A 26,758-nucleotide genomic window follows, 5' to 3' on the forward strand; every position below is an offset into this window, starting at 1 on the left:
TCGGGTCCGGCCGCGACTGGCGAGGGTGGACGACCACCGGGGAGCGGCCGTGGTTCAGCGTGAGCGTCGACCGCCTGGGCGCCTCCGTCGGTGATGTTCCCGCTGAGGAGGCCATGACGTGGATCTGCGGTACGGAATGAACCCGCAGCAGAGTGCGGATGCCACGCCGGTGCGGCCCGGCCGGTGGCCGGTTCGGGTGGTGCACGGAAGACCGTCGTACATCAACATGCTCGACGCCCTGAACGGCTGGCAGCTGGTGCGGGAGGCAAGCCGCTGCCTCGGCCGGCCAGCGGCCGCTTCCTTCAAGCACGTCTCACCAGCCGGTGCGGCCGTGGCCGGGCCCGTCGACGAGGTGACGGCACAGCTGCACGGCGTCGACCGGGCCGAGACTGGCGCCCTGACCAGTGCGTATCTGCGCGCCCGGGACGCCGACCCGAAGTCGTCCTACGGCGACTTCGCCGCCGTCTCGCACCCGGTCGACGAGGAGCTCGCCGAACTGCTGGCCCAAGTCGTGTGCGACGGCATCATCGCGCCCGGCTATGCGCCGGGCACCGTGGGCAGACTCGGCAGGAAGAAGAACGGCCGCTTCCTCGTCCTGGAGGCGGATCCGGCCTTTGTGCCGCCGGAGCGGGAGACGCGCGAGCTCTTCGGTCTGCGGCTGAGTCAGCAGCGGGACGAAGTGCCGTGTGCGGAAACGCTGTTGGAGAACGTCGTGTGCGGCGCGCTCCCCACGACGGCCGCGGAAGACCTTCTGCTGGGCCTGGTGGTGCTGCGTCACACGCAGTCGAACTCCGTGTGCTATCTGCGCGACGGGGCGACCCTGGGCATCGGCGCCGGGCAGCAGTCCCGCGTGGACTGCACACGGCTGGCGGGGGCGAAGGCCGGCACCTGGTGGCTGCGCCGCCATCCGGCGGTGCGCGCGCTCGCCTTCGGGCCGGGCGTCCGGCGCCAGGACCGGATCAACTGGCAGCTCCGGTTCATCGAGGGGGACCTCACGGCGGACGAGAGGGCCAGGCTGTCCGCTGCCCTGGCGCAGCCGGTGCCGGAGTTCACGGCCGGCAGCCGCGCCGAGTGGACGGCCCGTCTGAAGGGGGTCTCGTTCGTCTCCGACGGAGCTCTGCCGTTCCGCGACAACGTCGACCACGCCCAGCGGCACGGTGTCGACTACATCGCCGAGCCGGGCGGATCGATCCGCTCCACGGAGATCGAGGACGCCTGCCGCGAGCACGGGATCAGCCTGGTCCGCACCGGCCTCAGGCTCTTCCACCACTGAGCAACGCCCCGTCAGGCCAAACCCGACGCCCTCGCACCGACCAGAAAGCTCATCAGCATGCTCACCGTTCATGACCTGCTGGCCGCCAACCCCTACCCCGGCCGCGGAGTCCTGTGCGCCCGCACCCGCTCCGGGGCCGTGCTGGGCGGCTACTTCCTCACCGGCCGCAGCCCGGCCTCACGCGACCGCGCGCTGCGGCTGATCGACGACGACCTCGTGGTGGGCCCGCTCACTCCCGGGGAGCGCGATCCCCTGCGTCACTACGCCGCCGCCACGACCACGAGCGAATGGCTGGTGCTGGGCAACGGAGAGCAGGTGTCCCAGGCCGCGGAACGGCTCAGGGCGGGAGCCTCGCCGACCGAGGCGCTCAGCGGCTTCGAGTACGAACCCGACCCTCCGATCCGCACCTCCCGCCTCACCGCGCTGATCAGCCGCGACAGCGGACGCACCACATTCTTCGGGGCCGCCCGCCCCAGCCGCGCCGCACGCCCGACCAGCAACGTGATGACCCTCGCCGTAGAGGATCTGCAACCGGGCGAGGCGGTCCTGCTGACGACCTATGAATCCGACGGCGAACAAGTGTCGGTGGCCGCTCCTTTCACCGAGGTCACCGTCGACGCCGGGAACGGGCCGGAACTGTTGGACGAGATCTGGTGGGCGCTCGACGAACGGTTCAGGATCGCTGCCGCCGTCGTCGACCCTGTGCGGGGAGCGGGATCCGCCCTCACGACGGCGTGAGCGGAAGGTCGTCCGTGTAGGCGTTGACCGGTGGGGAGATGCGCTCGGTGCGGTGGACGTCGAGGGCTGCCGTCGCGGACTTCGTACCGAGCGTGCCCTTGGGGTGCCAGGTTCCGGTGACGGCCACCCAGGTGTTGGCCGGCAGTGCGGTGGCCCCGTACATGCGGACCTTGACCGACTGGGAGTCCGCCGCGCAGCAGGTGAAGATGATCCGGGTGAGATACCAGCCGCCGCCGTGCCCCGCCGGGGTGACGAAGCCGGTCATCTGGATGCTGCGGCCTCTGACGGCCTGCTCCCGGTCCTGCTGGACCCGGGCGGTGAAGTCGGTGAGGGTCATCGGCAGCGGGACGGTCGCGGGCAGCGGATCGAACCGCTGCGCCTTCGGCACGGCCTTGTTGCTCGCGTGCGAGGCGGTGTACGCACCGAGGGCGGGCGGTGCGTAGAGGAGCAGGCTGAGCGCGGGCAGGAACAGCAGCCAGGCGATGCGGGGTGCGGTGGAGTGGTCGTGGCCGTGTGCGTGCGCGTCGGCTGCGGGGGCCGCCCGGTCCAGCGCTGCTGCCACCAGGCCCAGCAGCAGGAGCAGCACCCCGGAGGCGATCAGCAGGGGGCGCAGGCCTTCCTTGACGTAGCGCAGACAGAGGTCGCTGAACAGGGCGGCGTGCAGCAGGCCCAGGCCGGTCAGGACCAGCAGGAGGATTTGGGCGTGGCGCTTCACAGTAGTGCGCCTCCGATCAGGACCCCGGCGGCCACGGCCACCACCGTGGTCGCCGTCGAGAAGCGCAGGGCGAAGGACCGGCCGAACGTGCCCGCCTGAAGGGCGATCAGTTTCAGGTCGACCATGGGGCCGACCACCATGAACACCAGCCGGGCGGTGGGCGAGAAGCCGGTGAGTGAGGCGGCGACGAACGCGTCGGCCTCCGAGCAGACGGCCAGCAGGACGGCGAGCGCGGCCAGGAAGAGCACCGACAGCCAGGGGGAGCCGGAGAAGGTGTCGAGGACCGAGCGCGGCACGGCCACGTTGAAGGTGGCCGCGGCCATCGCGCCCAATACCAGGAAGCCACCGGCGTGCAGGAAGTCGTGCTGGAAGCCCAGGCGGAACTCCCGCGCGCGACTGTGTCCTGACCGGTGGCCGGTGTGGCGGACGGTCGGACGCAGCCACTCCTCGCGTCCCAGCCAGAGCCACAGCCAGCCCATCGCGGCCGCGGTGATCAGGGAGGCCAGCAGCCGGGCGGCGACCATGGCGGGGTTTCCCGGGAAGGCGACGGCCGTGGCGGTGAGCACGATCGGGTTGATCGCGGGTGCGGAGAGGAGGAAGGCGAAGGCGGCGGACGGGGTGACACCGCGGCGGATCAGGCTGTTCGCGACCGGCACCGAGGCGCACTCGCAGCCCGGCAGGACGACCCCCGCCACGCCGGCCACAGGGACGGCGAGTGCGGGCCTGCGGGGCAGGATCCGGGTGAACAGATCGGCCGGTACGAACGCGTTGATCGCCCCCGACAGGACCGTGCCCAGCAGGAGGAAGGGCAGCGCCTGGACGGTGATGGCCAGACAGACCGTGCGCCAGGCCGCGACGGCGGGTTGGTTCAGCCATCCGACGCCGGTGAGCGAGAGGAGCGCCACCGAGCCGACGGCGGTGAGGACGACGAGGGGCAGGGGCCGTCCGGTGACGCGGCGCCCCTGATGGCCGGCCGGCGCGACGAGCGCCACTTCTTCCGCCACACCAACCAGTTCATCCGTTTTATTCATATTTTCTCCGGATGTCGGATTCGTGGCGAAGATAAGCCAGGATCACTCCCCTCACGGTGCGCACACGCCGTCGCGGGCGGATGAATGAACGGGACCGGGAACATACTTGACCTTGCGGGGGGACCGTCCCGCGGTGGCCTGATTCGAGAGGGGCAGCGTCCGGGTGAGCGGCGGCGACAAGATACAGGGAAAGATCGAAGTGCGGCTCAAGTGGGATCCCAGCCCCTGGGACCGGCCGCCCCACCATCTGGACATCATGGCGACGACCTACTCGGCGGACGCCCCGCACGGACGGCCGGTGTACGTCGTGCACACCGAGAGCCGCTCACCGGACGGCACCATCAACATGAGCCGGCACAGCGAGACCGGCCTGGGCCTCGGCTTCGTCGAGGTGATGGTCATGGAGCTCGATCGCCTGGCACCCTCCTTCGCGCGGGTGGTCGTGGGTGTGGCGATCCATCAGAGCGGCGGCCCCAAGTTCTTCGGCAACATATCGAACACGGGCGTGCTGGTCGTCGACGGGTACACGGAGCTGCTCAAGGACGACTTCGGGCAGGTTGCCGACGCCACCGCGGCGACGGTCGCCGAGTTCACCCGGGACGCCTCCGGTGCCTGGGAGTTCCACGCGATGGTCCGCGGCTTCGACAGCGACCCGACGCTCTTCGCGGCGGAGATGGGCGGCACCCCGCGGCCCTGACCGGCGTCCGACGCGCGCCGACCTCGTTCACCCGACCGCGACGTGATCGTCCGGGCGCGGACGCTCGGCCCGCGCCCCCGGCGACTCCGACCGGCATACCGGAAGGAGGGGCCGGGCGGGCGCCCGCTTGCGGCCGCGTTCGTGGAAAAGGGCCAGGACGATCGCGGTACCGACCGCTATCAGATGCTCGCGGCCGGCCAGATTGGGTACGGCGATCGACTCCCACACCATCGACCCGCCGGTGAGGGCGAACACGATGGGAGCACGCTGGACGATCGCGACATAGGTGAAGAGACCCACGACGGCGGCGGACGGGCCGGTGTCCAGCACGTGCCCGACGCCACGCGGCAACCCCAGCCCGCCCCAGCCCGGGCCCAGCGCGATCATCACCCGCACCATGAGGGTGCCGGCGAGGGTGGTCGCGTACGAGATGACGAGCGTTCTGGCCCGGCCGAGGATCAGCTCTGCGAGGGCGAACGCGAGGAACAGGCTCGTGATCCCCGCCCACACGGGCAGATCCAGGGCCGGGACATACAGGGACACCGGCGTCCGCAGCAGGGCCAGCCACAACGGCAGGTCGCCCTTGACACCGCCGAGCAGCCGTACGACCACCGCGCCGGCCGGCCGCTGCGCCAGCGCATGGAAGAAGATGACACCGAAGGCGGCCAGGAACGCCAGGAACAGTGCGGGCACCCCGCGTCGCCTGAGTTGCCGTACCGGATCGACGACGATGCCCTGCCACTCGCCCCGCAGCGTGCGCACGACGAATGCCGACACCCGCCACAGCGCGCCGCGCGGCCGCCGGTACTCACGGTCGGCCGGATCGCCCCACAGTCCGTGGGCACGCAGCCAATCCGCGACGCCGCCCGCGCACCGCACCCCCTTGCGTAGCAAAACTCCCCCGCCTCCCGTCCATCGCCCCACCGGAGGGTCGTAACGGGGCGAGGCCGCCCCTAGGGGGGCTATGCCCGGCGGCGGGGTTTCCTTCGCTTGGCGCCCTTGGAGACGTCGGAACCGGCTCTCGGGTTGCGTCCCGCCGACTTCCCGGTCGACTTTCCGGTCGTCCTTGCCGCCGCGGGCTTGCGTCGGGCGCCGGTCGTGTCGTCCGCCTTGGCCTTCGTTTCCCCTGTCGCCGTCTTGCGTCCGCGGGAGCTGTTGACCGTGCGACCGCGGACGATTCCGATGAAGTCCTCGACCAGGTCGGTGGTCGCCTCCTCGGGCCACGCCAGGGCGACGCTCGACTCGGGGCCGTCCAAGAGTGGCCGGTACGTGAGGTCCTTGCGGTGGTGCAAACGGGCCAGCGACTGGGGGACGACCAGGAGGCCGACGCCCGCCGCGACGAGTTCCACGGCGTCCTCGGTGGTGGCCGGGCGCTCGAAGGCGGGCTCGCCGGGCGGCCGGTCCCAGTCGAAGACGTCGTCGAGGGGATGGAGGAGCACCTCGTCCGCGAGGTCCTCGACGGTCACCTCGTCCGCCGCCGTGATCACATGGTCCTTGGGGACGACGACCACCGTGGTCTCGGTGTAGAGCGGGATCGCGCTGAAGAACGTACGGTCGACCGGCAGCCGTACGAGTCCCGCGTCGGCCCCGCCCGCGCGCAGCACGTCGGACGCCTCGGCGGCCGGTACCGCGAGGAGGTTCAGCGGGATGTCGGGCAGGCGCTCGTTCCAGATCCGCACCCACTTGGCGGGCGTCGCTCCCGGGACGTACGCAAGCCGGAACGCCTGGGATTCTTCCGAGCCTGTCACCAGGCCAGGCTACCGGCCGTGGTCGGAGGGCTCGAACATGCTCGATACCCTGGACGGCATGAAGTCGCACCAGAGCACCCAGACGATGAAGCCCGCGACCGCGGCGAAGAAGCTGGGTGTGTACCTCGAGGCCACACCCGCCGAGTTCCGGGAGGGTGTCGTCTCACGAGCCGAGCTCGACCGGCTCCAGGCCGAGCCGCCCGAGTGGCTGCGCGAGCTGCGGGCCAAGGGCCCGCACCCCCGTCCGGTGGTCGCGGCGAAGCTGGGCGTCTCCATCGCGGGTCTCGCCCGCGGCGGGATCACCGAGGCGCTCACCACCGAGCAGATCGAGGCCCTGAAGCAGGAACAGCCCGAGTGGCTGGAGAAGGAGCGCGCCACCCAGGCCGAGGTCCGCAAGGAGGCGGCGCGCATCAAGAAGCGCAACGCCGAGCGCGAGGCTCGCGGCGAGGGCCCGCGGGCCTGACGCGGCCCGTTCGCGACGGACGGTCGCCGTCCGGATCCACTGTGTGCACAACACACGGTTCTGACGGCGCGTCACGACGAAGGTCACAAAAGCGTATCGGACATACCGCCCTTCAACCTTCACACGAGCCGCACAAGTTGGCTAGCGTGGCTTCAGGCCGCACGAGTTCCTCCGGCGAACCCCGCCGGGACGCGCGGCCTCCGCCGAATCCGGTGCGCCCCTGCGGCAGCCGGAACCGGGGACCCAACCGAACGACGGGGTGAATCGGCCCAACTGCCCGCGAGGCAGGGGCCGTAGGGCATGCCTTCCGGAACCGACCGCCCGAACCCGACAGCTAACTCGGTAGGCGGAGTACGGAAGGAGTACGGCTCCCATGGCGCCGGATCGACCATCGCGCACCGGAGGCTTCGGCCTTCCCGGTATGCGCAACTCCGCTCTCGCGACCGCGGCCCTCACCTCGGTGGCCCTGTTCTCGCAGACCGCCGACGCCGCACCGACGACCGGTGACGAGGGGCCCAGCCGCGAAGCCGTCCGGCAGCGGGTGAGCAGCCTCTACGACCAGGCCGAGTCCGACACCGGCAACTACAACTTCACCCGGGCCCAGCTGCTGGGAGCGCGGCCGCCCGCCGCCCCGCCCCGCCAGCGCGGCCGCTCGGATCCGGCACTCGACTCGGTGTCCCGGCGGTGGTTCGACGGAGCACGCGCCTCGTTGGGTCCGACGGTTCCCGCGGTGCTCCCGGCCGACCGCATGCCGGCTCGCCAGGCCGAGCCCCGGCGCCCGGCGGACGGCCGCTCCACCGCCCTGGAGCCGGCGGCGACCGCCCGGCCCGCGGCCGAGCTGCCCTCCGCGGAGTCCCGCCGTCCGGTCGCCGAGCTGACCGCCGGTCCCACGGCCGCACTCCCCGCCGTCCCCCAGCCCCGCCAGGAGGCCGCCCCCGCGCTGCCCGCTACGGCCCCCGAGTCCAGGCAGACCTCCCTGCGCAGGTCCAAGGAGCAGAACCAGCGCAAGATCGCGGCGGCCAGCGAGCTGCTGTACCGCTACACCGCCCGGCAGACCTCCGCACCACGCCCGGCCGTTGAGGCCGTACCGGCCCAGCTCCCCTGGCAGGGCCAGGCGCAACAGACAGGTCCGGCGGCCGAGGAGGCGTGGCGGCTGCAGCAGCCGACGGTCCTCGACACGGGCCTGCCCCCGGCCGGGGAACAGCTCATGCAGCCGTCCGTCCTCGACACCGGCGTACCCGCGGTCGAGCAGTGGCGCACGCAGCCTTCCGTGCTCGACGCGGGTGCACCCGCGACGCAGGAGTGGTATACGCAGCCTTCCGTGCTGGACACGGGCGTACCTGCGGTGGAGGGATGGCGCACTGAGGCGTCCCCCGTGCTCGACAGCGGAATACCCCAGGCCGGGGGGTGGACCGTGCAGCCGTCCGTCCTCGACACGGGTGTGTCCGCCGCCGTTGCGCCCACCGCCACCAAGGCCGACAGGGCGATCGACTTCGCCCGTGCACAGATCGGCAGGCCGTGTCTGTGGGGTGCGGTCGGGCCGGAGTCCTACGACAACGCCGGGCTCACCCAGGCCGCCTGGCGGGCCGCCGGGGTCACCCTGCCACGGACGACGTACGAGCAGGCGGGCGCCGGCACGGTGATTCCGCTGGCCGAGAGCCGCCCCGGAGACCTGATCTTCTTCAACGACAACTTCAGCCATGTCGGCCTCTACACCGGCAACGCCTTGATGATTCACGCGCCCGGCCCGGGCGCGGTCATCCGCGAGGACTCGGTGAACTATGCAGGCGAAGCCGCGGTCCGTATCGCCGTACGCCCTGTATGAGATCAGGAACGCCGGCAGAGGCGTGACACCAGCAGCCCGATGAACTAGGAGGCCGCCGACGGAAGTCGGCGGCCTTCTTCTTGCTCGCCACAGGCACCCCGCGGCATCCGGTGACGCATGCACGGGCTCGGTGAAATGTTTCAGCCGGATGCGCAGCCGCGACGACACCGGCTACCTGCGGCGGATCCACCCGGAGTACGAGCTCAGGCTGCCTCGGTGGTGAAGGATGACCGCGTGAGCAACGAGAACACACAGCGACTGGCCGGGAAGGTCGTGGTCGTCACCGGGGCGGCCCGGGGCCAGGGTGCCGCCGAGGCGGAGGCGCTGACCCGGGCCGGCGCCCGGGTGATAGCCACCGACGTGCGGCCCGAGGGCGACGTACGCCGCCTGGACGTCAGCAGCGAGAGCGACTGGGCGGCGCTGGCCGCCGAGCTGAAGGAGTCGTACGGGGAGATCCACGGGCTGGTCAACAACGCGGGCGTCATCCGGCGCGAACGGCTGGGTGAGGTGCGTCCCGAGGACTTCGCGCAGGTCCAGGCGGTGAACACGACGGGACCGCTGCTCGGCATCCAGTACCTGGCCCCGCTGATGCCGCCCGGTTCGTCGATCGTCAACGTCGGCTCGTCCGCCGCGCTCACCGGCTACTACCCGGTGGCGTACACGGCCAGCAAGTGGGCGCTGCGCGGGGTGTCGAAGATCGCCGCGATGGAGCTGGGGCCACGGGGCATCCGGGTGAACACCGTCCACCCCGGCTATGTCGAGACCGAGATGACGGCGGCCGCCACTCCCGCCTTCCGGGAGGCGACCCTCCGCGAGACCCCGCTGGGCCGCAGCGGAAGCGTCGAGGACATCGCACCGCTCGTGGTCTTCCTGCTGTCCGACGAGTCGTCGTTCATCACCGGGGCGGAGATTCCGGTGGACGGGGGCCTCACCGCGCACGGGGGCGTCAAGTCGATCTCGGATGCGATGCGTACGGACCCGCCCGTGCCGGAGTGAGCCGTGCGGGGCCGCCGGTCCCCCGCGCCGGCGGCCCCGGCACGGCTGGGGTTCCCGGCGTCCTCCCCGAGCGCCGGGACTCCCCGCTGCGGCTGCCGTGGCGCCGGTGTGCTGGAGTACATGCGAGAACGTCGTTGTTGCTCGAGGGTGCTCGCATGCAGTCTGGGGCAGTGGACGACGTCGCCGGTATGGGTACAACTGCGTACGCGGCGGACGAGCGGAGAAGAACGTGGCACAGGTGCCGGGCGGGGCCCACGAGCGCATGCTGTCGGTGGCCGTCGCCGCCCTCAACGAGCGTGAGCCGGAGCGGTTGTGGCCGCTGCTGGCGTCCGCCCTGCCCGGCCTGTGCGGCGGCGAGACCCTGATCTACAAGCTCGACGACTGGAACGAGGCCCAGGGCACGGTCGGCATGCCCTCCGAGGTCGCCGTCGAGTTCGACGGGCTCGGGGAGGAGGACCTGGGCCTGCTGCGGGCGGGTTTTCCGTTCGCGGACCACTACGCGGGCGGGCCGGACCGGACTCCCCTCACGGCACGCGCGGCCGCCGGCGCCGCATGGTCGGCGAGCCCGACCGCGCGGCTGATCGGCGACGTCATGGACGCGGACCACGTGCTGGCCGTACCCCTGCCCCAGACGACGACGCCGATCACCGGTTGCATGATCTACCGCTCCGGTACGGACTTCACCGAGGACCACGTCCGGGTGGCCCGGCAGCTGCAGCCGCTGCTGGCGGCGGTCGAGCAGCAACGGCAGCTCCTGGAGCGCTTGAAGCGGACGCCCGCCCCGGAATCCGCGGGCGAAACGGCCGTTGACTGTCCTCTCACCCCGCGGGAGATGACCGTCCTGCTCCTGCTCACGGACGCCCTGACCGCGGCCGCGATCGGCCGGCGGCTCGGCATCTCGGACCGCACGGTCCACAAGCACATCGAGAAGATCTACCGCAAACTCGGCACCCGCGACCGGGTCAGCACGGTCCTGCGGGCCCAGCAGCTGGGGCTGATCCCCACGCCGTGACCGGTGGCGGCGCGGTCAGGGCCGGCGCGCGCGGTACAGGTCGCGCAGCAGGGCGATCTCGGCGCCGTGGTGCAGGACTTCCTGGTTGACCCACCACACGATGTCGACGAAGGGCTCTTCCGGGTCGCTGCCGTGCGGATACGTGCAGTGGCCGACCTTGTCGAGCGCCGCGTCGCCACTGCTCAGCAGCGCCCCCCGCCAGGCCGTGACACCGGCGTCGAAGGCGGCGACGGCCGCTGCCACGTCCCCGCTGACGAGGTAGTCGTCCCGGGTGAGGCTGTGGGTGCCTGCCGTGTGATCGGCGCGGAGGGTCAGCATCTCGCTGAGGTGGCTCAGCCGCCACGCGATGGTGGTGAAGGGCGGCGGCCAGGGGTGCGGGTAGGACGCCGCGTCACGCCCCCAGTCTCCGTCCGCGGCGCCGGCCAGCAGGGTGGCGCGCGGCCCTGGCCCGTCCGCCCGTCGCCGCACCGACCAGCAGTCCGCCACCGGCTCCCACAGGTACTCCTCGTCGGTCATGGGCCCGACCTCGGTGTCCGAACCGTCGCCGCTGTCCATCACCGGCCCGGTCAGCCGGGCGGTCAGACGCCCACAGGCGAAGTCGAACTGCTCCAGCAACGGAGCCAGACGGGATACGGTCACCGACACTCCCATGGCGGACTCGTGGACGTACGGCGCAGGCATGAACCGACCGGCTAGCCTGGCACGACCGGCGCACACTCCGCCTCTCCTTTTCCGAGGCCGGGTATTCCGGCGACGGGTTCCCGATGACAGGGAGTCGGCCATGAAGCCGAACCGCTCCATCCCCTCCTCGACCGTCATCCCCGTCCTGATCTACCCCGATGTACGCGCGGCGGTCGCGTGGCTCGGTGCGGCCTTCGGGTTCGTGGAACGGGTGCGGATCGGCGAGGACCACCGGGCGCAGCTCGGGTTCGGGGACGGCGCCGTGATCGTCGGGGACACCCGCAAGGACCGCCGTCCACCGCGGCCCGGCGAGGTCACGCACTCGGTCATGGTGCGCGTCGAAGACGCCCGCGCCCACTGTGAACAGGCCCGGGCACACGGAGCACGCATCGTCATGGAGCCGACCGACTTCGAGTACGGGGAACGCCAGTACACGGCCGAGGACCTCGCGGGCCATCGGTGGACGTTCTCGCAGACCCTCGCGGACATTGCGCCGGAGGAGTGGGGCGGGCAGTCGGTCTCGGTCGGCTGAGGAGCGTCAGCCCGGCGCGGGTCCCGTCCCGCCCTTGAGTCGTTCCAGGTCGGAGGGGCGGACCTGGATGACGACCAGGGCGATCAGGGCGGCGAGGACGGTGAAGATCGCTGCCATGATGAAGGCCGCCGAGATCCCGGACGTGAGGACGTGGTCGGACCAGGGGCTCGGGAGCTGCCCGGTGTGCTTGAAGCGCAGGCGTTCGGCCGGGGTGGCCTGGGCCAGGAAGCGCGGGATCTGTTTGTGCGCCTCGTTGGTGCTGGCCGTGCCGAACATGGTGACCAGGATGGACAGGCCGAGTGAACCGCCCACCTGCTGTGTGGCGTTGAGGAGTCCGGAGGCCGCGCCGGTCTCCCGGACGGGGACGTTGGACAGCGCCATGAGGGTCAGCGAGACGAACTCCATGCCCATGCCCAGGCCGAAGACGCAGATGGGGCCGAGGATGCTGCCCGCGTAGGTGGAGTGGACGTCGGTCAGGGTCAGCCAGGCCAGACCCGCCGCCGCGAGAACGGCGCCCGCCACCATGAAGGGTTTGGGGCCGAACTTCGGCAGGAACCGCGAGGCGAGCGCCGCGCCGACCGCGATGACCGCGCTGACCGGCAGGAAGGCGAGCCCGGCCTGCAGCGGGCTGAAGCCCAGGACGTCCTGCACGAAGAGCGTGAGGAAGAAGAACATGCCGAAGATCGCGGCGGCCAGGCTCAGCATGATGCCGTAGGTGCCCGCGCGGTTGCGGTCGGCGAACATGTGCAGCGGGGTGATGGGCTGCCGCGAGCCCCGCTCGACCAGGATGAACACCGCCAGGACCACGACCGCCGCGGCGAACGAGGCCAGTGTGAGGGCGTCCCGCCAGCCGTCCTGGGCGGCTCTGATGAACCCGTAGACCAGCAGCACCATGCCCACGGTGGAGGTCAGCGCGCCGACGATGTCGAAGTGGCCCGGATGACGTTCGGACTCCTTGATCCAGCGGGGTGCGGCGAGGGCGATGAGCGCGCCGATCGGGACGTTCACGAACAGCACCCAGCGCCAGTTCAGCCACTCGACGATCATCCCGCCGGCGAGCAGCCCGATGGCGCCGCCGCCGGAGGAGACCGCCGCGAACACGCCGAAGGCCCGGTTGCGTTCCGGGCCTTCGCGGAAGGTCGTGCTGACCAGGGAGAGCGCGGTCGGCGAGGCGATGGCCCCGCCGACGCCCTGGAGGGCGCGTGCGGCGAGGAGTTCGCCGGAGTTCTGGGCGAGCCCGCCCAGCAGGGAGGCGATGGCGAACAGCAGCACCCCGAAGACGAACATGCGCCGCCTGCCGAGGATGTCGCCGGTACGGCCGCCGAGGAGCAACAGGCCGCCGAAGGTGAGGGTGTAGGCGTTGACCACCCAGGACAGGCTGGTGGTGGAGAAGTTCAGGGCGCTCTGGATGTGCGGCAGCGCGATGTTCACGATGGTGATGTCCAGGACCACCATCAGCTGGCAGGACGCGATGACCAGCAGCGCCATGCCGTTTCCGCCGCCGCCCGGTTCGCGGGTGGCGGCCTGTGATGCGGAGGTCGGCTGCGGGCTGCTGCTCATGGCGTGTCGCACTGGGCGTAGTGAACGGTTCCGTCCACCCCGGCGTCTACCGTTCGACCGTACGCCCCTGTCGTGACCGTCACCACTTGATTGATCGGGTGACGGTTCACACCGGTCTTCGGGGAGTCGAGCGGCTCATGGGCGGGTCTTGTGGGTCATGGCGAACTCGTCGGCCTCCGGCAGGTCGAACTCCCCGTGGTCGCTGCCCAGCCCCTGCGCCACCAGTGCGGCCGCGGCGCTGCCCAGCACGGCGGCCTCGCGCGGGGTGCGGCCGAGGCCGATGCCCCGCAGGAAACCGGCCGAGAACGCGTCGCCGCAGCCGGTGGTGTCGACGACGTCGACCTCGAAGGCAGGGACCGTTTCCGTGCCCTCCGCGGTCACCAGGAGCGCGCCGTCGCCGCCGCGGGTGACCGCGACGAGGCCGGCGCCGGCGGCGAGGAGCTTCTTCGCGCCGGTCACGAGGTCCTGCTCCTCGCTGAAGCCGAGGACCTGGTCGTCGTTGGGGAGCAGGTAGTCGACGTGCGGGAGCAGCGGTTCGATCTGGTCGAAGGTGCCCAGCTCGCCGGGGGCGAGGAGGTCCACCGAGGTGACCACCTCGTGCTCCTTGGCGTACGCCAGGATGCGCGCGGCGACATCGGCGCCGATCAGCTCGGGGCCGCCCAGGTGGAGGTGGGTGGCCTCGGCCACGGCGTCCCAGGGCACGTCATCGAGGCCGTAGGTGATGTTGGCGCCGAGCAGATGCAGCGAGGGACGGTCGCCGTTGGGTCGGATGGGCAGGACGCTCGTGGAGGTCGAGGTGTCGATACGGCGGACGAGCAACCCGGTGTCGATGCCTGCCCTGTCGAGGAGCTGGACGAGCAGGTCGCCGGTCGGGTCGCTGCCGATCGCACCTGCGGTGCGGACCTGGGCGCCGAGCTTGGCGAGCGTGAGGGCGGTGCCGCCGGCCGTCCCGGCGGCGGTCATCCGGATGTCGTCGACGAGGGTCGCGCCCTGGCCCTCGGGTATCTCCTCCACCGGCCGTACCAGTACGTCCAGCACGTGCACGCCCATCGTGACGACCTTCATCGCTCTTCCTCCTGCGCGGGTGGTACGGGGTGGGTGGTGCCGTAGTTGCGGGCGATGGCGGCCTCGATGACCGCGAGTTGCTGCTGTTCGTCGAGGACGCGGGGTGGTCCGAGCACGGCCGCGCGCTGGTAGACACCGCAGGCCCACTCCAGCAGCAGGGCGTGCTCGACGGCCTTGTCGAGGCTCGGCGCGTGGGTGAGTGCGCCGTGGTTGGCCATCAGGGCGGCGCTGCGGCCCTCCAGCGCGGCAAGCACCGACTCGGCGAGTTCGGGGGTGCCGAAGGTGGCGTACGGCGCGACGCGGACGGTGCCGCCGAGAGCGAGCAACTGGTAGTGAATGCAGGGCAGTTCGTCGAGGACGAGGGAGAGTGCGGTGGCCATCGGGGCGTGGGTGTGGACGACCGCGCCGGTGCCGTGGCGCCGGTAGACACCGAGGTGCAGGTCGAGCTCCGAGGTCGGCTCCAGGGTTCCGGCCACGATCTTCCCGTCCAGGTCGACCACCGTCACCTGGTCCGCGGTGAGTTCGGCGAGCACCGCCCCGGTCGCGGTGATCGCGACCTGCTCCTCCACCCGCACGCTCACGTTCCCTGCCGTACCGATGAGCAGGCCCTCGGCCCCCAGCCGGCGGCAGGCGTCCGCCACGGCGGCCCGCTCCCGCCCGAGCGCCGCGCTTGAGTCGGTCATGGCGGGACCGTAACCTAAACATGAAACAATGTCACGTTCAGGTTCGGAGGTCGTTCGTGGGTGAGCCGACCGCGGAGGTCAGCGGGGCCGCTCCTTTGCGCCGCACCCCCCAACAGGCGCGGAGCAAGGCCCGCTTGGCGCGGGTCCTGGAGGCCGCCGAGCGTGTCCTGATCGGTGAGGGGGTCGAGGCGCTGACGACGACCCGGGTCGCCGCGGAGGCGAAGGTGTCGGTCGGCTCGCTGTATCAGTACCTGCCCGACCGCGACGCGATCATCGACGCCCTGGCCGCCGGTTACTTCGCGAAACTCGAGGCCGCCATGGACGGCCTCGTTCAGGCCGCGGCGGTGGAGCGCTGGGAGGACCCGGTGGGTGTGCTGATCGACGCCTTCGCCGGGATCTACCGCACCGAGCACGGCTTCCGGGCCCTGTGGTTCGGCAGCGGCCTGACCGAGCGGACCCGCGCCGCGGACCGCGCGCACAAGTGCCGGATGGCCGACGGAATCCGCCGTGTCCTGCTCGCGCTCGACAGGGCCCACGACCACGAGACCCTCGCCCGCGCCTGCCACGCCGCGGTCCTCGCGGCCGACGCGCTGGCCCAGGAGGCGTTCCGGCAGGACGCCGAGGGGGACGCGGAACTCCTCGACGAGGCCAAGGTCATGCTGCGCGGCTATCTGGCGGACGTGACCGCACGCCGTCGCGACCGCTGAGTGGCCGCGCTCGCGGGTGCCACGGCGGAAGGGCAGGGCTTTTCCCGTCCGGATACGGCGCCGCACCCAGCACGGCCTACGGACCCGCTCAGCAGGCTCTCTCGCCCCCCCGCGCCCGGTTCGCCGCCCTCGGTGGCGGGGTCGGCGTGTTCTCCGGCCTGGCGGTGCCGCCGGTGGCGGACGTGCTGCCGTGGGCCGGGGCGGACGCGGTGATCAGTGGCCACCGGCCCTGTGCCCTAGCTCCACGCCCGCTTCACCTCGTGAGCGGGCAGCGCGCAGGTTGGCGGTCCCCGGCCCGCTGCGCTCCGCCGCGACGACCTGAACTCCCGCGGCCCCCTACAGGAAGCTGACGTTCTGGGCCAGGGCGAGTCGGCCGGAGTAGTTGATGGTGTTGGTGGCCGGACGCATGTACGCGCGCCAGGCGTCGGAGCCCGACTCGCGGCCGCCGCCCGTCTCCTTCTCCCCGCCGAACGCGCCGCCGATCTCGGCGCCGGAGGTGCCGATGTTGACGTTCGCGATGCCGCAGTCGGAGCCCTCGGCGGAGAGGAAGAGCTCTGCTTCCTGCTGGTCGCGGGTGAAGATGCTGGAGGACAGGCCCTGCGGGACGTCGTTGTGCAGGGCGATGGCCTCCTCCAGCGTGTCGTAGGTAAGGACGTAGAGGATCGGCGCGAAGGTCTCCTCCCGTACGACGTCGGTCTGTTCGTCGACGCGGACGATGACCGGTTCGACGTAGGCGGCCCGGGGCGCGGCGTCGGCGAGGCGCCGCTCACCGCCGGCCAGGATCTTGCCGCCCTGGGCCCGGGCCCGGGTCACGGCGTCCTGCATGCCGTCGAGGGCCTTGGTGGAGATGAGCGGTCCGACGAGGGTGTCCTCGTCGAAGGGGTCCCCGATGGGGAGCTTGGCGTAGGCGGCCGTGAGCCGTGCGACGAGCGTGTCGGCGATGTCGTGGTGCACGATGAGGCGGCGCAGCGTCGTACAGCGCTGCCCCGCGGTGCCGGCCGCGGCGAAGACGATGCCCTGGACGGCGAGGTCGAGGTCGGCCGAGGGAGTGACGATCGCCGCGTTGTTGCCGCCGAGCTCCAGCAGGCTGCGGCCGAAGCGGGCCGCGACGCGGGGGCCGACCACGCGGCCCATGCGGGTGGAGCCGGTGGCGCTGATGAGGGCGACGCGCGGGTCGTCGACGAGCTGTTCGCCGACGGTGCGGTCGCCGAGCAGGAGGCGGTGTACGTCCGCGGGCGCGCCGGTGTCCTCGGCGGCCTGGGCCAGCAGCCGGTCGCAGGCGACGGAGATCAGCGGGGTGAGCTCGGACGGCTTCCAGATCACCGTGTCACCGCAGGCCAGGGCCACGGCGGTGTTCCAGGACCACACGGCGGCCGGGAAGTTGAACGCGGAGATCACGCCGACCACACCCAGCGGGTGCCAGGTCTCGGCCAGACGGTGGCCGGGCCGCTCGGAGGCGATGGTGCGGCCGTAGAGCTGGCGGGAGAGGCCGACGGCGAAGTCGCAGATGTCGATCATCTCCTGGACCTCGCCGAGCGCCTCGGAGCGGATCTTGCCCGCTTCGATGGTGATGAGGTCCGCCAGGTCGCTCTTGTTCTCGCGCAGCAACTCGCCCAGTCGGCGCACCAGTTCACCGCGGCGCGGGGCCGGGGTGCTGCGCCAGGTGAGGAAGGCCGCGCGGGTGGCCTTGACGGCCTCCTCGGTGTCGGCGGCGGTGGCAGCCGTGAGGCCGAAGAGATCCTCGCCGGTGATCGGCGTACGGGCCCGGAAGTCGGCGCCTTCGGGGACGGTGACGCCGATGCGCTCCAGGCTCGTACGGGCGCGGGCGCGCAAGGCCTCGGTGCTGGGCAGGGTCGTGCTCGTCATGGTGCTTCCTTCGGGTTCGGCAGTCGGGAAAGGGCGGTCAGCGCGATCAGGGGCGCACCCCACGGGCTCCGGCAGGTTCACACCACGTGGGCCTCGGGGCGGAATTCGGCGCCCGAACGGAAGCGGTCGGCGCTGAGCGGGGAGATGTCGACGAAGGGGGCGCGGTCGAGGTGGAGGTCGCGCAGGATCTCGCCGACGGCGGGGGCCTGGAGGAAGCCATGGCCCGAGAACCCCGTGGCGTAGAGGAAGTTGACGAGTTCGCCGGAGCGGCCGATGAGGGCGTTGTGGTCGGGGGTGACCTCGTAGAGGCCGGCCCAGCCGCCGACGGTCCTCATGTCGGCCAGTTCGGGGGCCCGCGTGCGTACGGCGTCCCGGAACAGTTCGAGCCACTCCGGGGTCCAGGTGGTGTCGAAGCCGTCGGGCTGGCGGGGGTCGGCGAGGCCGAACAGCAGGCCGTCGTCGCTGTTGTGGAAGTAGGCCGACGAGGTGAAGTCGATGGTGAAGGGGATGCGGGGAGCGGGTGGCACGAGCGGTTCGGTGAAGGCGAGTTGGCGGCGCACCGGCCGCACCGGCAGGTCGATGCCGACCATGTCGCCGATCAGGCCCGACCAGGCGCCCGCCGCACAGATCACGGTGTTGCAGGCGATGCTGCCGTGGTCGGTGTGGACGGCGGTGACGCGGTCCCCCGCGGTGTCGATGCCGGTCACGGTGGTGTGGGTGGCGAAGATGGCGCCGGCTCGGGCGGCGGCGTCGGCGTATCCCTTCACGACCAGTACCGGGCGGGCGTGGCCGTCGTCGGGCGAGTAGGCGGCGGCCACGAGTCCGTCGGTGCTGACGTACGGGCAGAGGCGGTGGGCCTCGTCCGGGGCGATCATGCGGGTGGGGACGCCGAGGGCGTTCTGGGTCCTGACGCCGGCCTCGAAGTCCGCGGCCTGCCGGTCCGTGGTCAGCAGGAAGAGGTAGCCGACGGTGTCCAGGCGGATGTCGGCGCCGGGGCGGTGCGGGAAGTCCTCGTAGGCGCGCAGGCTCCGGCTGCCCAGCTCGATGTTGAGCGGGTCGGAGAACTGGGCGCGTACGCCGCCGATCGGTTTGCCCGAGCTGCCGCACGCCAGGTCGCCGCGCTCCAGGACGACGATGTCGGTCACCCCCGCTTCGGCGAGGTGGAACGCGGCACTGGCGCCCATCACGCCCCCGCCGATGATCACGACGTCCGCGGTCGGCGGAACGGAGCGGAAGGCGGATGAGGAGGACAAGGGGCCGTCCCTTCCGGAGGCCGCGCCGGGCCGGGGCATCGGGCTTTCTGGCCGTCATCGTGACGCAACCCGACCTTTGACGTCCATGAACAGTTGCTGCGCCTGATCTATTAGTGTTCCTATATGGACTGGACGAGTTCCCAGCTGCGTTCGCTAGTGGAGCTGACCAGGCGCGGAACCATCACCGCGGTGGCCCGGGCGCTGGGGTACACGCCCGGCGGGGTCTCGCAGCAGATCGCCGCGCTGGAAAAGGCCACCGGCATGGAGCTGCTGCAGCGGGTGGGGCGGCGGGTGGAGCTGACCGACGCCGGGATGACGCTGGCCCGGCATGCCGAGCGGATCCTGTCCACGGAGGCCGAGGCGGTCGAGGCGCTGGAGCGCAGCCGGGGCGAGGTCTCCGGGGTGCTGGTCGTGGGGCTGTTCGCCACGGCCGCCGCCGAGATCCTGCCGCCGGCGCTGCAGCGGGTGCGCGAGGCGCATCCCGGGCTCGCCGTGCACAGCCGCGACATGGACGTGGACGAGGTGTACGACGCCGTCGCCTCCGGTGCGGTGGACCTGGCGCTCGGCCTGGACTACCCGGAAGTGCCCATCCCGCGCGATCCGGCGCTGCGGGTGATGCAGCTGGACCGGGAGCGGTTCTCCCTTGCGGTGCCCACCGGGTGGCTGGAGGGCCGCGAGGAGATCGCCCTGGCCGAGACGCAGGACCTGGGCTGGATCCTGCCCTCCCCCGACAGCTACTACGGCCGTGCCGTGCGCACTGTCTGCCGGCGGGCCGGCATCGAACCCGACGTCCAGCACGAGGTGACCGACACGGCGGCCACGCTGGCGCTGGTCGAGGCGGGCATCGGGATCAGCACGGTGACGGAGCTGATGCTCAGGCTGCGCGCCTCCCGCTTCGACGTGGTGCGGCTGCGCGAGAGGGTCGAGCGGCACATCGTCGTGGTGTTCCGCTCCGCCGCCGAGCACCGGCCGACGGTGGCTGCACTGGTCGATGTGCTGCGGGCGGTGGCCGGTACGCGGCGCGGTGCGACGACGTGACGCAGGCCCGCCTGCACCCGGGCACTCAGGCGGCCAGGCGGTGTGCCGCGGTCGCCAGTCGGATGATCTTCTGGCCTTGTGGGTGCGCCTGTCCGGCCCACATCGTGGGAGGAACGGTCGTGGATGACCGGTGGGCAAGGAGGGTTTCCGGCTGTGATCACCGTTCTGGAGGGTGCGCCGCCCATGGAGGCGGCCATCGGCGCGCTGCGTGCGAGCCTGCTCGGCGGGCTCGATCCGGAGGCAGGTCCGCCGCGTTCGGCCGTGCCGGTGCCGCGGGGTGAGCTCCTGCTCATGCCCGCGCACTGGGGCTCGTACGCCGGAGTCAAGGTGGTGACCGTGGCGCCGGACAACCCGGCGCGGGAACTGCCGCGGATCCAGGGCAACTACCTGCTCCTGGACGGCGAGACCCTCACCCCGCTGGCCCTGCTGGACGGCATCGCGCTCACCAACGTACGTACCGCCGCGGTGTCCGCCGTCGCCGCCGACGTGCTCGCCGAGCCGGACGCGAGCCGACTGGTGCTGTTCGGGACGGGGCCGCAGGCACGGTCGCATGCCGAGGCCCTGCGGTGCGTCCGGCCGATCCGGGACGTCGTGGTCGTCGGCCGCGACGCCCGGCGCACCCGCGCGTTCGCCGATGACATCAAGGCGCGAGTCGGCAGTGCGGACGATGTCGCGGACGCGGACGTCGTGGCCTGCTGCACCACGGCGCGCACACCGCTGTTCGACGGATCGCTGCTGCCGCCGCACGCGACCGTGGTGGCCGTCGGATCGCACGAGCCGGACGCCCGGGAGGTCGACGAGTCGGCTGTCGGGCGTTCGACGGTGGTGGTGGAGGCGGTTTCGGCGGCGCTGCGTGAGGCGGGCGACATCGTGCTGGCCGTGCAGGCAGGGGCGCTCGATCCCGGCACGCTGGTCGGCCTCGCCGATCTCGTTCGGGGCCGGGCCCCACTCCCTTCCGATCGCCCACGGTTGTTCAAGAGCGTGGGCATGGCCTGGCAGGACCTGGTGGTCGCCGCGGCCCACTTCGAGGCGGGGCGGGCATGACGACGGTCCAGTGACGCGGCCCGGAGGGACTGCGCCGACGTCGCCGGTGACGCCGAGCGCCGGGCGCGGTACTCGGCCGATGCCCCGAAAGAACTGGCTCGGCGCGCATCCTGGAGTCGCTGCAGCGCATGGGGGTCGACGACATCGCGCTCGTGAGGGGCTGGACATGGGGCTGCCCGAGAGCGACGCGGCCATCGTCCAGGACGCGTTGGACGATCGCGAGGCGGTCCGCGGCCCGCCCGAGCAGCTCGGCGGTACGGCGTACGACGGGCTCGGCGTCGTCGGCGACGGGTCGCCGACTCGGACAAGGGGACGGCCCGACATCTGGGCCTGCCTTTGGACGGCGCTCTGTCGCCCGCCACGCTTCGGCGTCGCCGGCAGCGCGGCCGCCCGGCGCTTCACGGGGCTCGACGCCACCGTTGTCGCGCACCCACCGCGCACGGCGCCCGGTCCGACCCGAGCGGTCCGACGTCGAGGACCTCCTGGCCGCGGGCCAGGAGCGCGGCTGCCCATCTCGTCGCCCGCGCCGTCCGGTACTGAACTCGCCGTTCATTGCGAGGTGTTGAGGCCCGCCGCACTGCAGGACGCCATCGGCGACGCCACGGCGCACGAGATCAAGGGAGCTCATCGTGGAGGACACCAACCTGCCCCACGACGCCGGCGGCCCAGGCGTCATGGTCGGCTTCGTGAGGGCCGTCCGCCGCTCAGGGTTCCGTCCCTGACACCGCCGCCGTCTTCGAGGCGATCTCGACGAGGCCGCGCGCCAACACGGTGGTCGTCCCCCGCCCGCCGCGGGCCGCACCCCGGCCCAGAGCGCGTCCGCGCGGCGAAGCGGAGCAAGGGGCGCCTGTCCGGGACAGGACTCAGCTCGCTACAGGGCGTAGATCTGCCCGGTCTGCGCACCCTCGACGGACCGGACGTATGCCTGGGTGACGTCGGCGAGATCGACCGGTGGCATGCCCGGGAAGTAGTCGCCGTACTGGGCGAGGCTCTCGGTGAAGACCGTCGGGCTGATCGCGTTGATGCGCTGCGGGGCGATCTCGATGGCGGCGGCGCGGACGAACGCCTCCAGCGCACCGTTGGCCATGGAGGCCGCACTGCCCGTGGGGATGGGCTCTCGGGCCAGCACCCCGGTGATGAGGGTGAAGGAGCCGCGTTCGGCGATCCGGGGGATGCCCTGGCGCACCAGGTCGATCTGGCTGAGCACCTTGCCGTGGAAGGCGGCCAGATGGTCCTCGGGGGTCAGCTCGGCGACCGGCTTGTACGGCACGTGTCCGGCGGCGCTGACCACGGCGTCCACCCGGCCGGCACGGTCGTAGACCTCGGTGACCTGCGCGGGGTCGGTGATGTCGTGGCGCAGATCGCCGCCGCTGCGTCCCACGGTGAGGACTTCGTGGCCGCGGGTGCCGAGTGTCTTGTGGAGGGCCGCGCCGAGCGTGCCGGTGGCGCCGATGAGCAGAATCTTCATGCCTGCGACGCTAGGCCCGGCCCCCTGCGGGAGGGAAATACCTTCTGGGGAGCACTTATGCTCCAGAGTTATGAATGTGGAGCTACGGCATCTGCGGGCACTCACCGCGATCGGCGACGAGGGCACCATCACCGGCGCGGCGGCCGTGCTCCATGTCAGCCAGCCCGCCCTCTCGCGCACCCTGGAGCAGTTGGAGAGCCGGGTCGGCGTGCGCCTGGTGGAACGTACCACCCGCGCTCTTTCGCTCACCGATGCCGGTCAACAGCTTTACGAGAGGGCTCATTTGATCCTTCGTCAGCTGGACGACGCGCTGACGGAGGCCGCGGCCGGGGTGCGGCCGCTGCGGATCGGTTTCGCCTGGGCGGCGCTCGGCGACCTGACCGTGCCACTGTTGCGTACGTGGCGGGAGGCACATCCGGGGACCCCGGTGCAGGTGTACCGGCGCGACGATCCGGAGGTGGCGCTGCGCCGCGGGGAGATCGACGCGGCGCTGGTGCGCACCGCGCCTGCGCCCGGTGCCGCCCTCGAGGTGCGGTCGCTGTACCGGGAGCGGCGCATGGCCGCCGTACCCGACAGCGACCCGCTGGCCACGCGTCCGTCGGTGCGGCTGACGGATCTCGCCGACCGGCCGGTGGTGCTGTGCGCCACCGCCGCGACCACCGCGGAGCTGTGGCCCGAGGGACGACGGCCCCGCACGTTCGAGGTGGCCAACGTCGACGAATGGCTCACCGTGATCGCCACCGGGGAGGCGGTCGGTGTCACCGCGGAAGCCACCAAGCAGAGCCATCCGCACCCAGGGGTCCGGTATCTGCCCCTGGCCGACGTACCGCCCGTGACGGTCCGCATGGCCTGGCCGCGTACTCCCACGCACCCGGCCACGCTCGCCTTCCTCGGCCATCTGCAGGTCATGACGTCCGCGCAGCGGTAAGTCACGGGCTCCGCGGCCGATCGATCCGCGGACCTCGGGGTACGCGGGTCGTATGTCGTGGCGACCGCGAGCCCGCACTGCGCATGACCTGTACATGACCAGCATGTCGTGCGATGTTTGCCCATCGGGGTCCGGCGTTCGTCTGGGCTTCACGCAGTACCGGCCTGAGACTCCTATGGTTGCGGCGCCGCCTCCCCCCGCACGTGCCCGTCACTTCTGTCCGGAGGACAGTCATGACCGCCGTAAAGGCTTCCAAGCGCACCAGACGCCCCCTCACCGCACTCGCCGGGGCTGTCGCCCTCACCGCCACGTCGGTCGGTGTGTGGGCCGCAACGACCTCAGCCGCTCAGGCAGCCGCTCTCCCCGCCCCCGACCACGTGGTGGTCGTGGTGATGGAGAACCACGCCTACTCTCAGGTGATCGGAAGCTCCAGCGCCCCGTACATCAACAACACCCTCAAGGCGGGTGGCGCCAACCTCACCCAGTCCTACGCCCTCACCCACCCCAGTGAGCCGAACTACTACATGCTCTTCTCGGGCTCCAACCAGGGCCGCACCGACGACAGTTGTGTGAACGTCGGGTCCATCTCCGCGCCGAACCTCGCCTCCGAGCTGATCGCCGCGGGCCAGACCTGGAAGAGCTACAACGAGTCGCTGCCCAGCCAGGGTTCGACGACCTGCAGCAGCGGCAACTACGCACAGAAGCACAACCCGTGGTTCGGCTTCTCCAACGTGCCGACGAACACCGCGATGACCTTCGCGCAGTTCCCGACCGACTACACGACCCTGCCGAAGGTGTCCTTCGTCATCCCGAACCTGTGCAGCGACATGCACGACTGCTCGGTCTCCACGGGCGACACCTGGATCAAGAACAACCTGGGCGCGTACGCCACATGGGCCCAGACGCACAACAGCATCCTCGCCGTCACCTTCGACGAGGACAACAAGCTCTCCGGCAACCGCATCCCGACGCTCTTCTACGGGCAGCACGTCGCCCCCGGCAGCTCCGACGCGACGACGTACAACCACTACAACGTCCTGCGCACCCTGGAGGACCTGGCCGGTCTGAGCGCCCACGCGGGCAACGCCGCCTCGGCGTCCGACATCTCCGGCATCTGGAACTGACGCCCGTGTATCTCGCGGACTCCCGCAGCACCAAGGCCGCCGCCGCCCCGGGCATCCGTCCGGGGCGGCGGCCGGCCGCTGTGCCCGGCACCGTGCTGGCCCTGGGTGCGGTCAGCCTGATCACCGATGTCTCCTCGGAGATGGTCACCGCCGTGCTGCCGCTCTACGTGGTCGCCGGCCTCGGCCTGTCCCCGCTCGGCTTCGGTCTCCTCGACGGCATCAACAACGGCGTGGGGGCGCTGGTCCGGCTGGCCGGCGGTCATCTCGCCGACCGCGGCGGCCGCCGGCACAAGGTCGTGGCGGGCCTCGGCTACGGTCTGTCGGCACTGTGCAAGCCGCTGCTGCTGCTCGCCCACACGCTTCCCGTGATCAGCGCCGTGCTCGCGGCCGACCGCACCGGCAAGGGGCTGCGCACCGCCCCTCGGGACGCGATGATCTCGCTGGCCACCGAACCGGAGCGCCGGGGGCGGGCGTTCGGGGTGCACCGCGCGATGGACACCACCGGCGCACTGCTCGGCCCGCTGGTCGCCTTCGCCGTGCTGCGGGCCACCGTCGACGGCTACGACGCGGTTTTCACGGTCAGCGGCTGCGTCGCGGTGCTCGGGGTCCTGGTGCTGGTGCTGTTCGTGCCTGGCCGCATCACGCCCGCCGGTGCCGTGCAACCGCCCGCATCGGCGGCCCGGCCCGCCCTGCGCGATTCGCTGGGCCTGCTGCGCCGCCCGGAGCTGCGCCGGCTCACCCTCTGCGCGGCCCTGCTGGGTCTCACCACCGTCAGCGACTCCTTCCTGTATCTGCTGCTGCAGCGCGAGGGCGACCTGTCCGCCGACCTGTTCCCGCTGCTGCCCCTGGGCACCGCCGCCGTCTTCCTGCTGCTCGCCGTCCCGCTCGGCGCACTCGCCGACCGCGTCAGCCGCCGTCGGCTGTTCCTGGCCGGTCACGGCGTCCTGCTGCTCGGCTACGGCCTGGTGCTCTCCCCCTGGCACGGCATCCCCGCCGTGGTCGCCGTACTCGTCCTGCACGGCACCTTCTACGCGGCCACCGACGGAGTCCTCGCGGCCGCCACCGCCTCAGCCGTGCCGGCCCAGCACCAGGGCGCCGGGCAGGCACTGGTGGGCACCGGCCAGGCGCTGGCCCGGTTCACCTGCTCGCTCGTCTTCGGCGCGGCCTGGAGCCTGTGGGGCGGGCGCACCGCGCTGGCCGTGACCGCCGCCGCGCTGGCCGTCAGCGCCGTCGTGGCCTCGTTCGTGCTCCGCCCCGCCGACGACATGTCCCCCGCCGAGGTGTCCGCATGACCCGAACCACCCGTCTGGTGATCCTGCTGGCCGCCGTCCTGCTGCTCGGTGGCGTCGGCACCGGGGCGGTCCTGTACGCCGCCCACCGCTCGGGCATGCGCGACGAGCAGCAGGCGAACGGCCCGACCGTGCGCAGCGGCACCGTCTCGCTCCGGCCGACGGCCGGGCGTCGGCTGCTGGTGCGCAACCTGGCCTGGGGCCCGCACCGCGACGAGATCGCCACCGTGCCCGCCGACGATCCGCAGGGGCCGCGCACCGCCTCGGGCGTCAAGTGCCTGCGCTTCCACGCGGCGGCGGGCACCGGCATCTGCCTGCAGGCCGTGCACGGCACGCTCAGGGACACCTACCGGGCGGTGGTCCTCGACGCACACCTGCGTGAGCGGCACCGCTTCCCGGCCGCGGGCATCCCCACCCGGGCCCGCGTCTCACCCTCCGGCCACCTGGTGGCCTGGACGGTCTTCGTCAGCGGAGACTCCTACGCCGGTACGAACTTCTCCACCCGCACGGCCGTCGTCGACACCCGCACCTGGAAGGTCGACGACAACCTGGAGACCTTCCGCATCATCAAGGACGGCCGGACGTACCGCGCCGCCGACACCAACATCTGGGGCGTCACCTTCGCCGACGACAACCGCTTCTACGCCACGCTGGCGACCGGCGGCAAGACCTACCTCGTACGAGGAGACGTCGCGGCACGCACCCTCACCACCCTGCACCGCAACGTCGAATGCCCTTCCCTCTCCCCCGACGGCACCCGCATCGCCTACAAGAGGCGCGTCAAGGGAGCCTCTCCCGACGCCCCTTGGCGGCTGTACGTGCTGAACCTGCGCACCATGAAGGAGACCGCGACCGCCGAGCAGCGCGACGTCGACGACCAGGCCCTGTGGGCCGACGACTCCACCCTCGTCTACGCCCTCCCCGGCGACTACGGCTCCGACCTGTGGACCGTTCCGTCCGACGGCACCGGCACGGCCCGCCGGCTGATGACCTCGGCCGTGGCCCCCGCCTACCTGGGCTGA

The 26,758-nt window shown here is 71.8% G+C and carries 26 protein-coding genes and 2 riboswitches; of the genes, 15 read left to right on the forward strand and 11 right to left on the reverse strand.

The features are described from left to right. The first annotated feature begins 2 nt into the window (after positions 1 to 2). Positions 3 to 87: riboswitch (ZMP/ZTP riboswitch) on the forward strand. 31 nt (positions 88 to 118) lie between these two features. After that, complete coding sequence (locus ABD355_RS05285; RefSeq protein ID WP_344398863.1) at positions 119 to 1,273, forward strand: phosphoribosylaminoimidazolecarboxamide formyltransferase; 1,155 nt, start codon at positions 119 to 121, stop codon at positions 1,271 to 1,273. A 57-nt stretch (positions 1,274 to 1,330) separates the two neighbouring features. Continuing rightward, positions 1,331 to 2,011: an IMP cyclohydrolase gene (locus tag ABD355_RS05290; protein WP_344398864.1), complete on the forward strand. Its 681-nt coding sequence runs from the start codon at positions 1,331 to 1,333 to the stop codon at positions 2,009 to 2,011. Here the strand turns inward: ABD355_RS05290 and ABD355_RS05295 are convergent. Both ABD355_RS05295 and ABD355_RS05300 read right to left on the reverse strand, forming a co-directional pair. Next, positions 1,998 to 2,726: a TIGR03943 family putative permease subunit gene (locus ABD355_RS05295; RefSeq protein ID WP_344398865.1), complete on the reverse strand. Its 729-nt coding sequence runs from the start codon at positions 2,724 to 2,726 to the stop codon at positions 1,998 to 2,000. The genes ABD355_RS05290 and ABD355_RS05295 overlap by 14 nt on opposite strands. Beyond that, the gene (locus ABD355_RS05300) at positions 2,723 to 3,757 is read right to left on the reverse strand and encodes a permease (protein WP_344398866.1); all 1,035 of its coding nucleotides are present in this window, start codon (positions 3,755 to 3,757) and stop codon (positions 2,723 to 2,725) included. Before ABD355_RS05300 ends, ABD355_RS05295 begins: the two co-directional genes overlap by 4 nt. Positions 3,758 to 3,920: 163 nt before the next feature. On the opposite strand from ABD355_RS05300, the gene ABD355_RS05305 reads away from it, so the two are divergent. Continuing rightward, positions 3,921 to 4,454: a TerD family protein gene (locus ABD355_RS05305; protein WP_344398868.1), complete on the forward strand. Its 534-nt coding sequence runs from the start codon at positions 3,921 to 3,923 to the stop codon at positions 4,452 to 4,454. Positions 4,455 to 4,481: 27 nt separating this feature from the next. Here the strand turns inward: ABD355_RS05305 and ABD355_RS05310 are convergent, their stop codons facing one another. Together ABD355_RS05310 and ABD355_RS05315 are read right to left on the reverse strand one after the other, a co-directional pair. Continuing rightward, positions 4,482 to 5,240, reverse strand: coding sequence for a hypothetical protein (locus ABD355_RS05310; protein WP_344399048.1), 759 nt, complete (start codon positions 5,238 to 5,240; stop codon positions 4,482 to 4,484). A 176-nt stretch (positions 5,241 to 5,416) separates the two neighbouring features. After that, positions 5,417 to 6,202, reverse strand: a complete 786-nt coding sequence (locus ABD355_RS05315; RefSeq protein ID WP_344398869.1) for a LysR family substrate-binding domain-containing protein — start codon at positions 6,200 to 6,202, stop codon at positions 5,417 to 5,419. 58 nt (positions 6,203 to 6,260) lie between these two features. Between ABD355_RS05315 and ABD355_RS05320 the strand changes: the two genes are divergently transcribed. From ABD355_RS05320 to ABD355_RS05335, 4 genes are all read left to right on the forward strand, one after another. After that, the gene (locus ABD355_RS05320; RefSeq protein ID WP_344398870.1) at positions 6,261 to 6,665 is read left to right on the forward strand and encodes a DUF5997 family protein; all 405 of its coding nucleotides are present in this window, start codon (positions 6,261 to 6,263) and stop codon (positions 6,663 to 6,665) included. 191 nt (positions 6,666 to 6,856) lie between these two features. Next, a riboswitch (cyclic di-AMP (ydaO/yuaA leader) is annotated at positions 6,857 to 7,030 on the forward strand. An 8-nt stretch (positions 7,031 to 7,038) separates the two neighbouring features. Continuing rightward, positions 7,039 to 8,490, forward strand: coding sequence for a C40 family peptidase (locus tag ABD355_RS05325; RefSeq protein WP_344398871.1), 1,452 nt, complete (start codon positions 7,039 to 7,041; stop codon positions 8,488 to 8,490). Between the two features lie 234 nt (positions 8,491 to 8,724). Continuing rightward, positions 8,725 to 9,486, forward strand: a complete 762-nt coding sequence (locus ABD355_RS05330) for an SDR family NAD(P)-dependent oxidoreductase (RefSeq protein WP_344398872.1) — start codon at positions 8,725 to 8,727, stop codon at positions 9,484 to 9,486. Positions 9,487 to 9,715: 229 nt separating this feature from the next. Beyond that, the gene (locus tag ABD355_RS05335; protein ID WP_344398873.1) at positions 9,716 to 10,498 is read left to right on the forward strand and encodes a helix-turn-helix transcriptional regulator; all 783 of its coding nucleotides are present in this window, start codon (positions 9,716 to 9,718) and stop codon (positions 10,496 to 10,498) included. A gap of 15 nt (positions 10,499 to 10,513) precedes the next feature. On the opposite strand, the gene ABD355_RS05340 is transcribed toward ABD355_RS05335, so the two are convergent. Continuing rightward, the gene (locus tag ABD355_RS05340; protein ID WP_344398874.1) at positions 10,514 to 11,137 is read right to left on the reverse strand and encodes a DinB family protein; all 624 of its coding nucleotides are present in this window, start codon (positions 11,135 to 11,137) and stop codon (positions 10,514 to 10,516) included. A gap of 142 nt (positions 11,138 to 11,279) precedes the next feature. On the opposite strand from ABD355_RS05340, the gene ABD355_RS05345 reads away from it, so the two are divergent. Next, on the forward strand, positions 11,280 to 11,711 hold the full coding sequence (locus ABD355_RS05345) for a VOC family protein (RefSeq protein ID WP_344398875.1): 432 nt from the start codon (positions 11,280 to 11,282) through the stop codon (positions 11,709 to 11,711). Between the two features lie 6 nt (positions 11,712 to 11,717). On the opposite strand, the gene ABD355_RS05350 is transcribed toward ABD355_RS05345, so the two are convergent. The 3 genes from ABD355_RS05350 to ABD355_RS05360 form a co-directional block, all read right to left on the reverse strand. Further along, positions 11,718 to 13,271 (reverse strand): MFS transporter, encoded by a 1,554-nt coding sequence (locus ABD355_RS05350; protein WP_344398876.1) that lies wholly within the window; start codon positions 13,269 to 13,271, stop codon positions 11,718 to 11,720. A 135-nt stretch (positions 13,272 to 13,406) separates the two neighbouring features. Beyond that, positions 13,407 to 14,336, reverse strand: coding sequence for a carbohydrate kinase family protein (locus tag ABD355_RS05355; protein ID WP_344398877.1), 930 nt, complete (start codon positions 14,334 to 14,336; stop codon positions 13,407 to 13,409). Continuing rightward, a complete protein-coding gene (locus tag ABD355_RS05360) occupies positions 14,333 to 15,019 on the reverse strand; it encodes a class II aldolase/adducin family protein (RefSeq protein WP_344398878.1) in 687 nt (228 codons plus the stop codon). Before ABD355_RS05360 ends, ABD355_RS05355 begins: the two co-directional genes overlap by 4 nt. 56 nt (positions 15,020 to 15,075) lie before the next feature. Between ABD355_RS05360 and ABD355_RS05365 the strand changes: the two genes are divergently transcribed. Continuing rightward, the gene (locus tag ABD355_RS05365) at positions 15,076 to 15,726 is read left to right on the forward strand and encodes a TetR/AcrR family transcriptional regulator (protein ID WP_344398879.1); all 651 of its coding nucleotides are present in this window, start codon (positions 15,076 to 15,078) and stop codon (positions 15,724 to 15,726) included. A gap of 336 nt (positions 15,727 to 16,062) precedes the next feature. Here ABD355_RS05365 and amaB read toward each other — a convergent pair whose 3' ends face one another. Further along, the gene (gene amaB / locus ABD355_RS05370; protein ID WP_344398880.1) at positions 16,063 to 17,592 is read right to left on the reverse strand and encodes an L-piperidine-6-carboxylate dehydrogenase; all 1,530 of its coding nucleotides are present in this window, start codon (positions 17,590 to 17,592) and stop codon (positions 16,063 to 16,065) included. Positions 17,593 to 17,669: 77 nt separating this feature from the next. After that, a complete protein-coding gene (locus tag ABD355_RS05375; protein WP_344398881.1) occupies positions 17,670 to 18,845 on the reverse strand; it encodes an NAD(P)/FAD-dependent oxidoreductase in 1,176 nt (391 codons plus the stop codon). A 123-nt stretch (positions 18,846 to 18,968) separates the two neighbouring features. On the opposite strand from ABD355_RS05375, the gene ABD355_RS05380 reads away from it, so the two are divergent. Together ABD355_RS05380 and ABD355_RS05385 are read left to right on the forward strand one after the other, a co-directional pair. Beyond that, entirely contained in the window at positions 18,969 to 19,883 is a 915-nt protein-coding gene (locus tag ABD355_RS05380) for a LysR family transcriptional regulator (RefSeq protein ID WP_344398882.1), read from the forward strand. Between the two features lie 153 nt (positions 19,884 to 20,036). Next, a complete protein-coding gene (locus ABD355_RS05385) occupies positions 20,037 to 20,927 on the forward strand; it encodes an ornithine cyclodeaminase family protein (protein WP_344398883.1) in 891 nt (296 codons plus the stop codon). 871 nt (positions 20,928 to 21,798) lie between these two features. Here ABD355_RS05385 and ABD355_RS05390 read toward each other — a convergent pair. Next, on the reverse strand, positions 21,799 to 22,395 hold the full coding sequence (locus ABD355_RS05390; RefSeq protein ID WP_344398884.1) for a short chain dehydrogenase: 597 nt from the start codon (positions 22,393 to 22,395) through the stop codon (positions 21,799 to 21,801). A 70-nt stretch (positions 22,396 to 22,465) separates the two neighbouring features. Between ABD355_RS05390 and ABD355_RS05395 the strand changes: the two genes are divergently transcribed. The 4 genes from ABD355_RS05395 to ABD355_RS05410 all read left to right on the forward strand — a co-directional run bounded on the left by ABD355_RS05395 (position 22,466) and on the right by ABD355_RS05410 (position 26,758). Continuing rightward, positions 22,466 to 23,323 (forward strand): LysR family transcriptional regulator, encoded by an 858-nt coding sequence (locus tag ABD355_RS05395; protein ID WP_344398885.1) that lies wholly within the window; start codon positions 22,466 to 22,468, stop codon positions 23,321 to 23,323. Positions 23,324 to 23,556: 233 nt separating this feature from the next. Next, positions 23,557 to 24,447, forward strand: coding sequence for an alkaline phosphatase family protein (locus ABD355_RS05400; protein WP_344398886.1), 891 nt, complete (start codon positions 23,557 to 23,559; stop codon positions 24,445 to 24,447). Positions 24,448 to 24,452: 5 nt separating this feature from the next. Continuing rightward, positions 24,453 to 25,739 (forward strand): MFS transporter, encoded by a 1,287-nt coding sequence (locus tag ABD355_RS05405; protein WP_344398887.1) that lies wholly within the window; start codon positions 24,453 to 24,455, stop codon positions 25,737 to 25,739. Then, on the forward strand, positions 25,736 to 26,758 hold the full coding sequence (locus ABD355_RS05410) for a TolB family protein (RefSeq protein ID WP_344398888.1): 1,023 nt from the start codon (positions 25,736 to 25,738) through the stop codon (positions 26,756 to 26,758). Before ABD355_RS05405 ends, ABD355_RS05410 begins: the two co-directional genes overlap by 4 nt.

It is taken from the genome of Streptomyces longisporus (assembly GCF_039532765.1).
Classification (GTDB): domain Bacteria; phylum Actinomycetota; class Actinomycetes; order Streptomycetales; family Streptomycetaceae; genus Streptomyces; species Streptomyces longisporus.

What these genes read in the sequence shown, in the direction of transcription:
- ABD355_RS05290 (WP_344398864.1), top strand. Translation starts at nt 1,331, where the DNA reads ATGCTCACCGTTCATGACCTGCTGGCCGCCAACCCCTACCCCGGCCGC.
- ABD355_RS05300 (WP_344398866.1), bottom strand. Translation starts at nt 3,757, where the DNA reads ATGAATAAAACGGATGAACTGGTTGGTGTGGCGGAAGAAGTGGCGCTC.
- ABD355_RS05320 (WP_344398870.1), top strand. Translation starts at nt 6,261, where the DNA reads ATGAAGTCGCACCAGAGCACCCAGACGATGAAGCCCGCGACCGCGGCG.
- ABD355_RS05325 (WP_344398871.1), top strand. Translation starts at nt 7,039, where the DNA reads ATGGCGCCGGATCGACCATCGCGCACCGGAGGCTTCGGCCTTCCCGGT.
- ABD355_RS05345 (WP_344398875.1), top strand. Translation starts at nt 11,280, where the DNA reads ATGAAGCCGAACCGCTCCATCCCCTCCTCGACCGTCATCCCCGTCCTG.
- ABD355_RS05350 (WP_344398876.1), bottom strand. Translation starts at nt 13,271, where the DNA reads ATGAGCAGCAGCCCGCAGCCGACCTCCGCATCACAGGCCGCCACCCGC.
- ABD355_RS05355 (WP_344398877.1), bottom strand. Translation starts at nt 14,336, where the DNA reads ATGAAGGTCGTCACGATGGGCGTGCACGTGCTGGACGTACTGGTACGG.
- ABD355_RS05360 (WP_344398878.1), bottom strand. Translation starts at nt 15,019, where the DNA reads ATGACCGACTCAAGCGCGGCGCTCGGGCGGGAGCGGGCCGCCGTGGCG.
- amaB (WP_344398880.1), bottom strand. Translation starts at nt 17,592, where the DNA reads ATGACGAGCACGACCCTGCCCAGCACCGAGGCCTTGCGCGCCCGCGCC.
- ABD355_RS05380 (WP_344398882.1), top strand. Translation starts at nt 18,969, where the DNA reads ATGGACTGGACGAGTTCCCAGCTGCGTTCGCTAGTGGAGCTGACCAGG.
- ABD355_RS05390 (WP_344398884.1), bottom strand. Translation starts at nt 22,395, where the DNA reads ATGAAGATTCTGCTCATCGGCGCCACCGGCACGCTCGGCGCGGCCCTC.
- ABD355_RS05395 (WP_344398885.1), top strand. Translation starts at nt 22,466, where the DNA reads ATGAATGTGGAGCTACGGCATCTGCGGGCACTCACCGCGATCGGCGAC.
- ABD355_RS05400 (WP_344398886.1), top strand. Translation starts at nt 23,557, where the DNA reads ATGACCGCCGTAAAGGCTTCCAAGCGCACCAGACGCCCCCTCACCGCA.
- ABD355_RS05410 (WP_344398888.1), top strand. Translation starts at nt 25,736, where the DNA reads ATGACCCGAACCACCCGTCTGGTGATCCTGCTGGCCGCCGTCCTGCTG.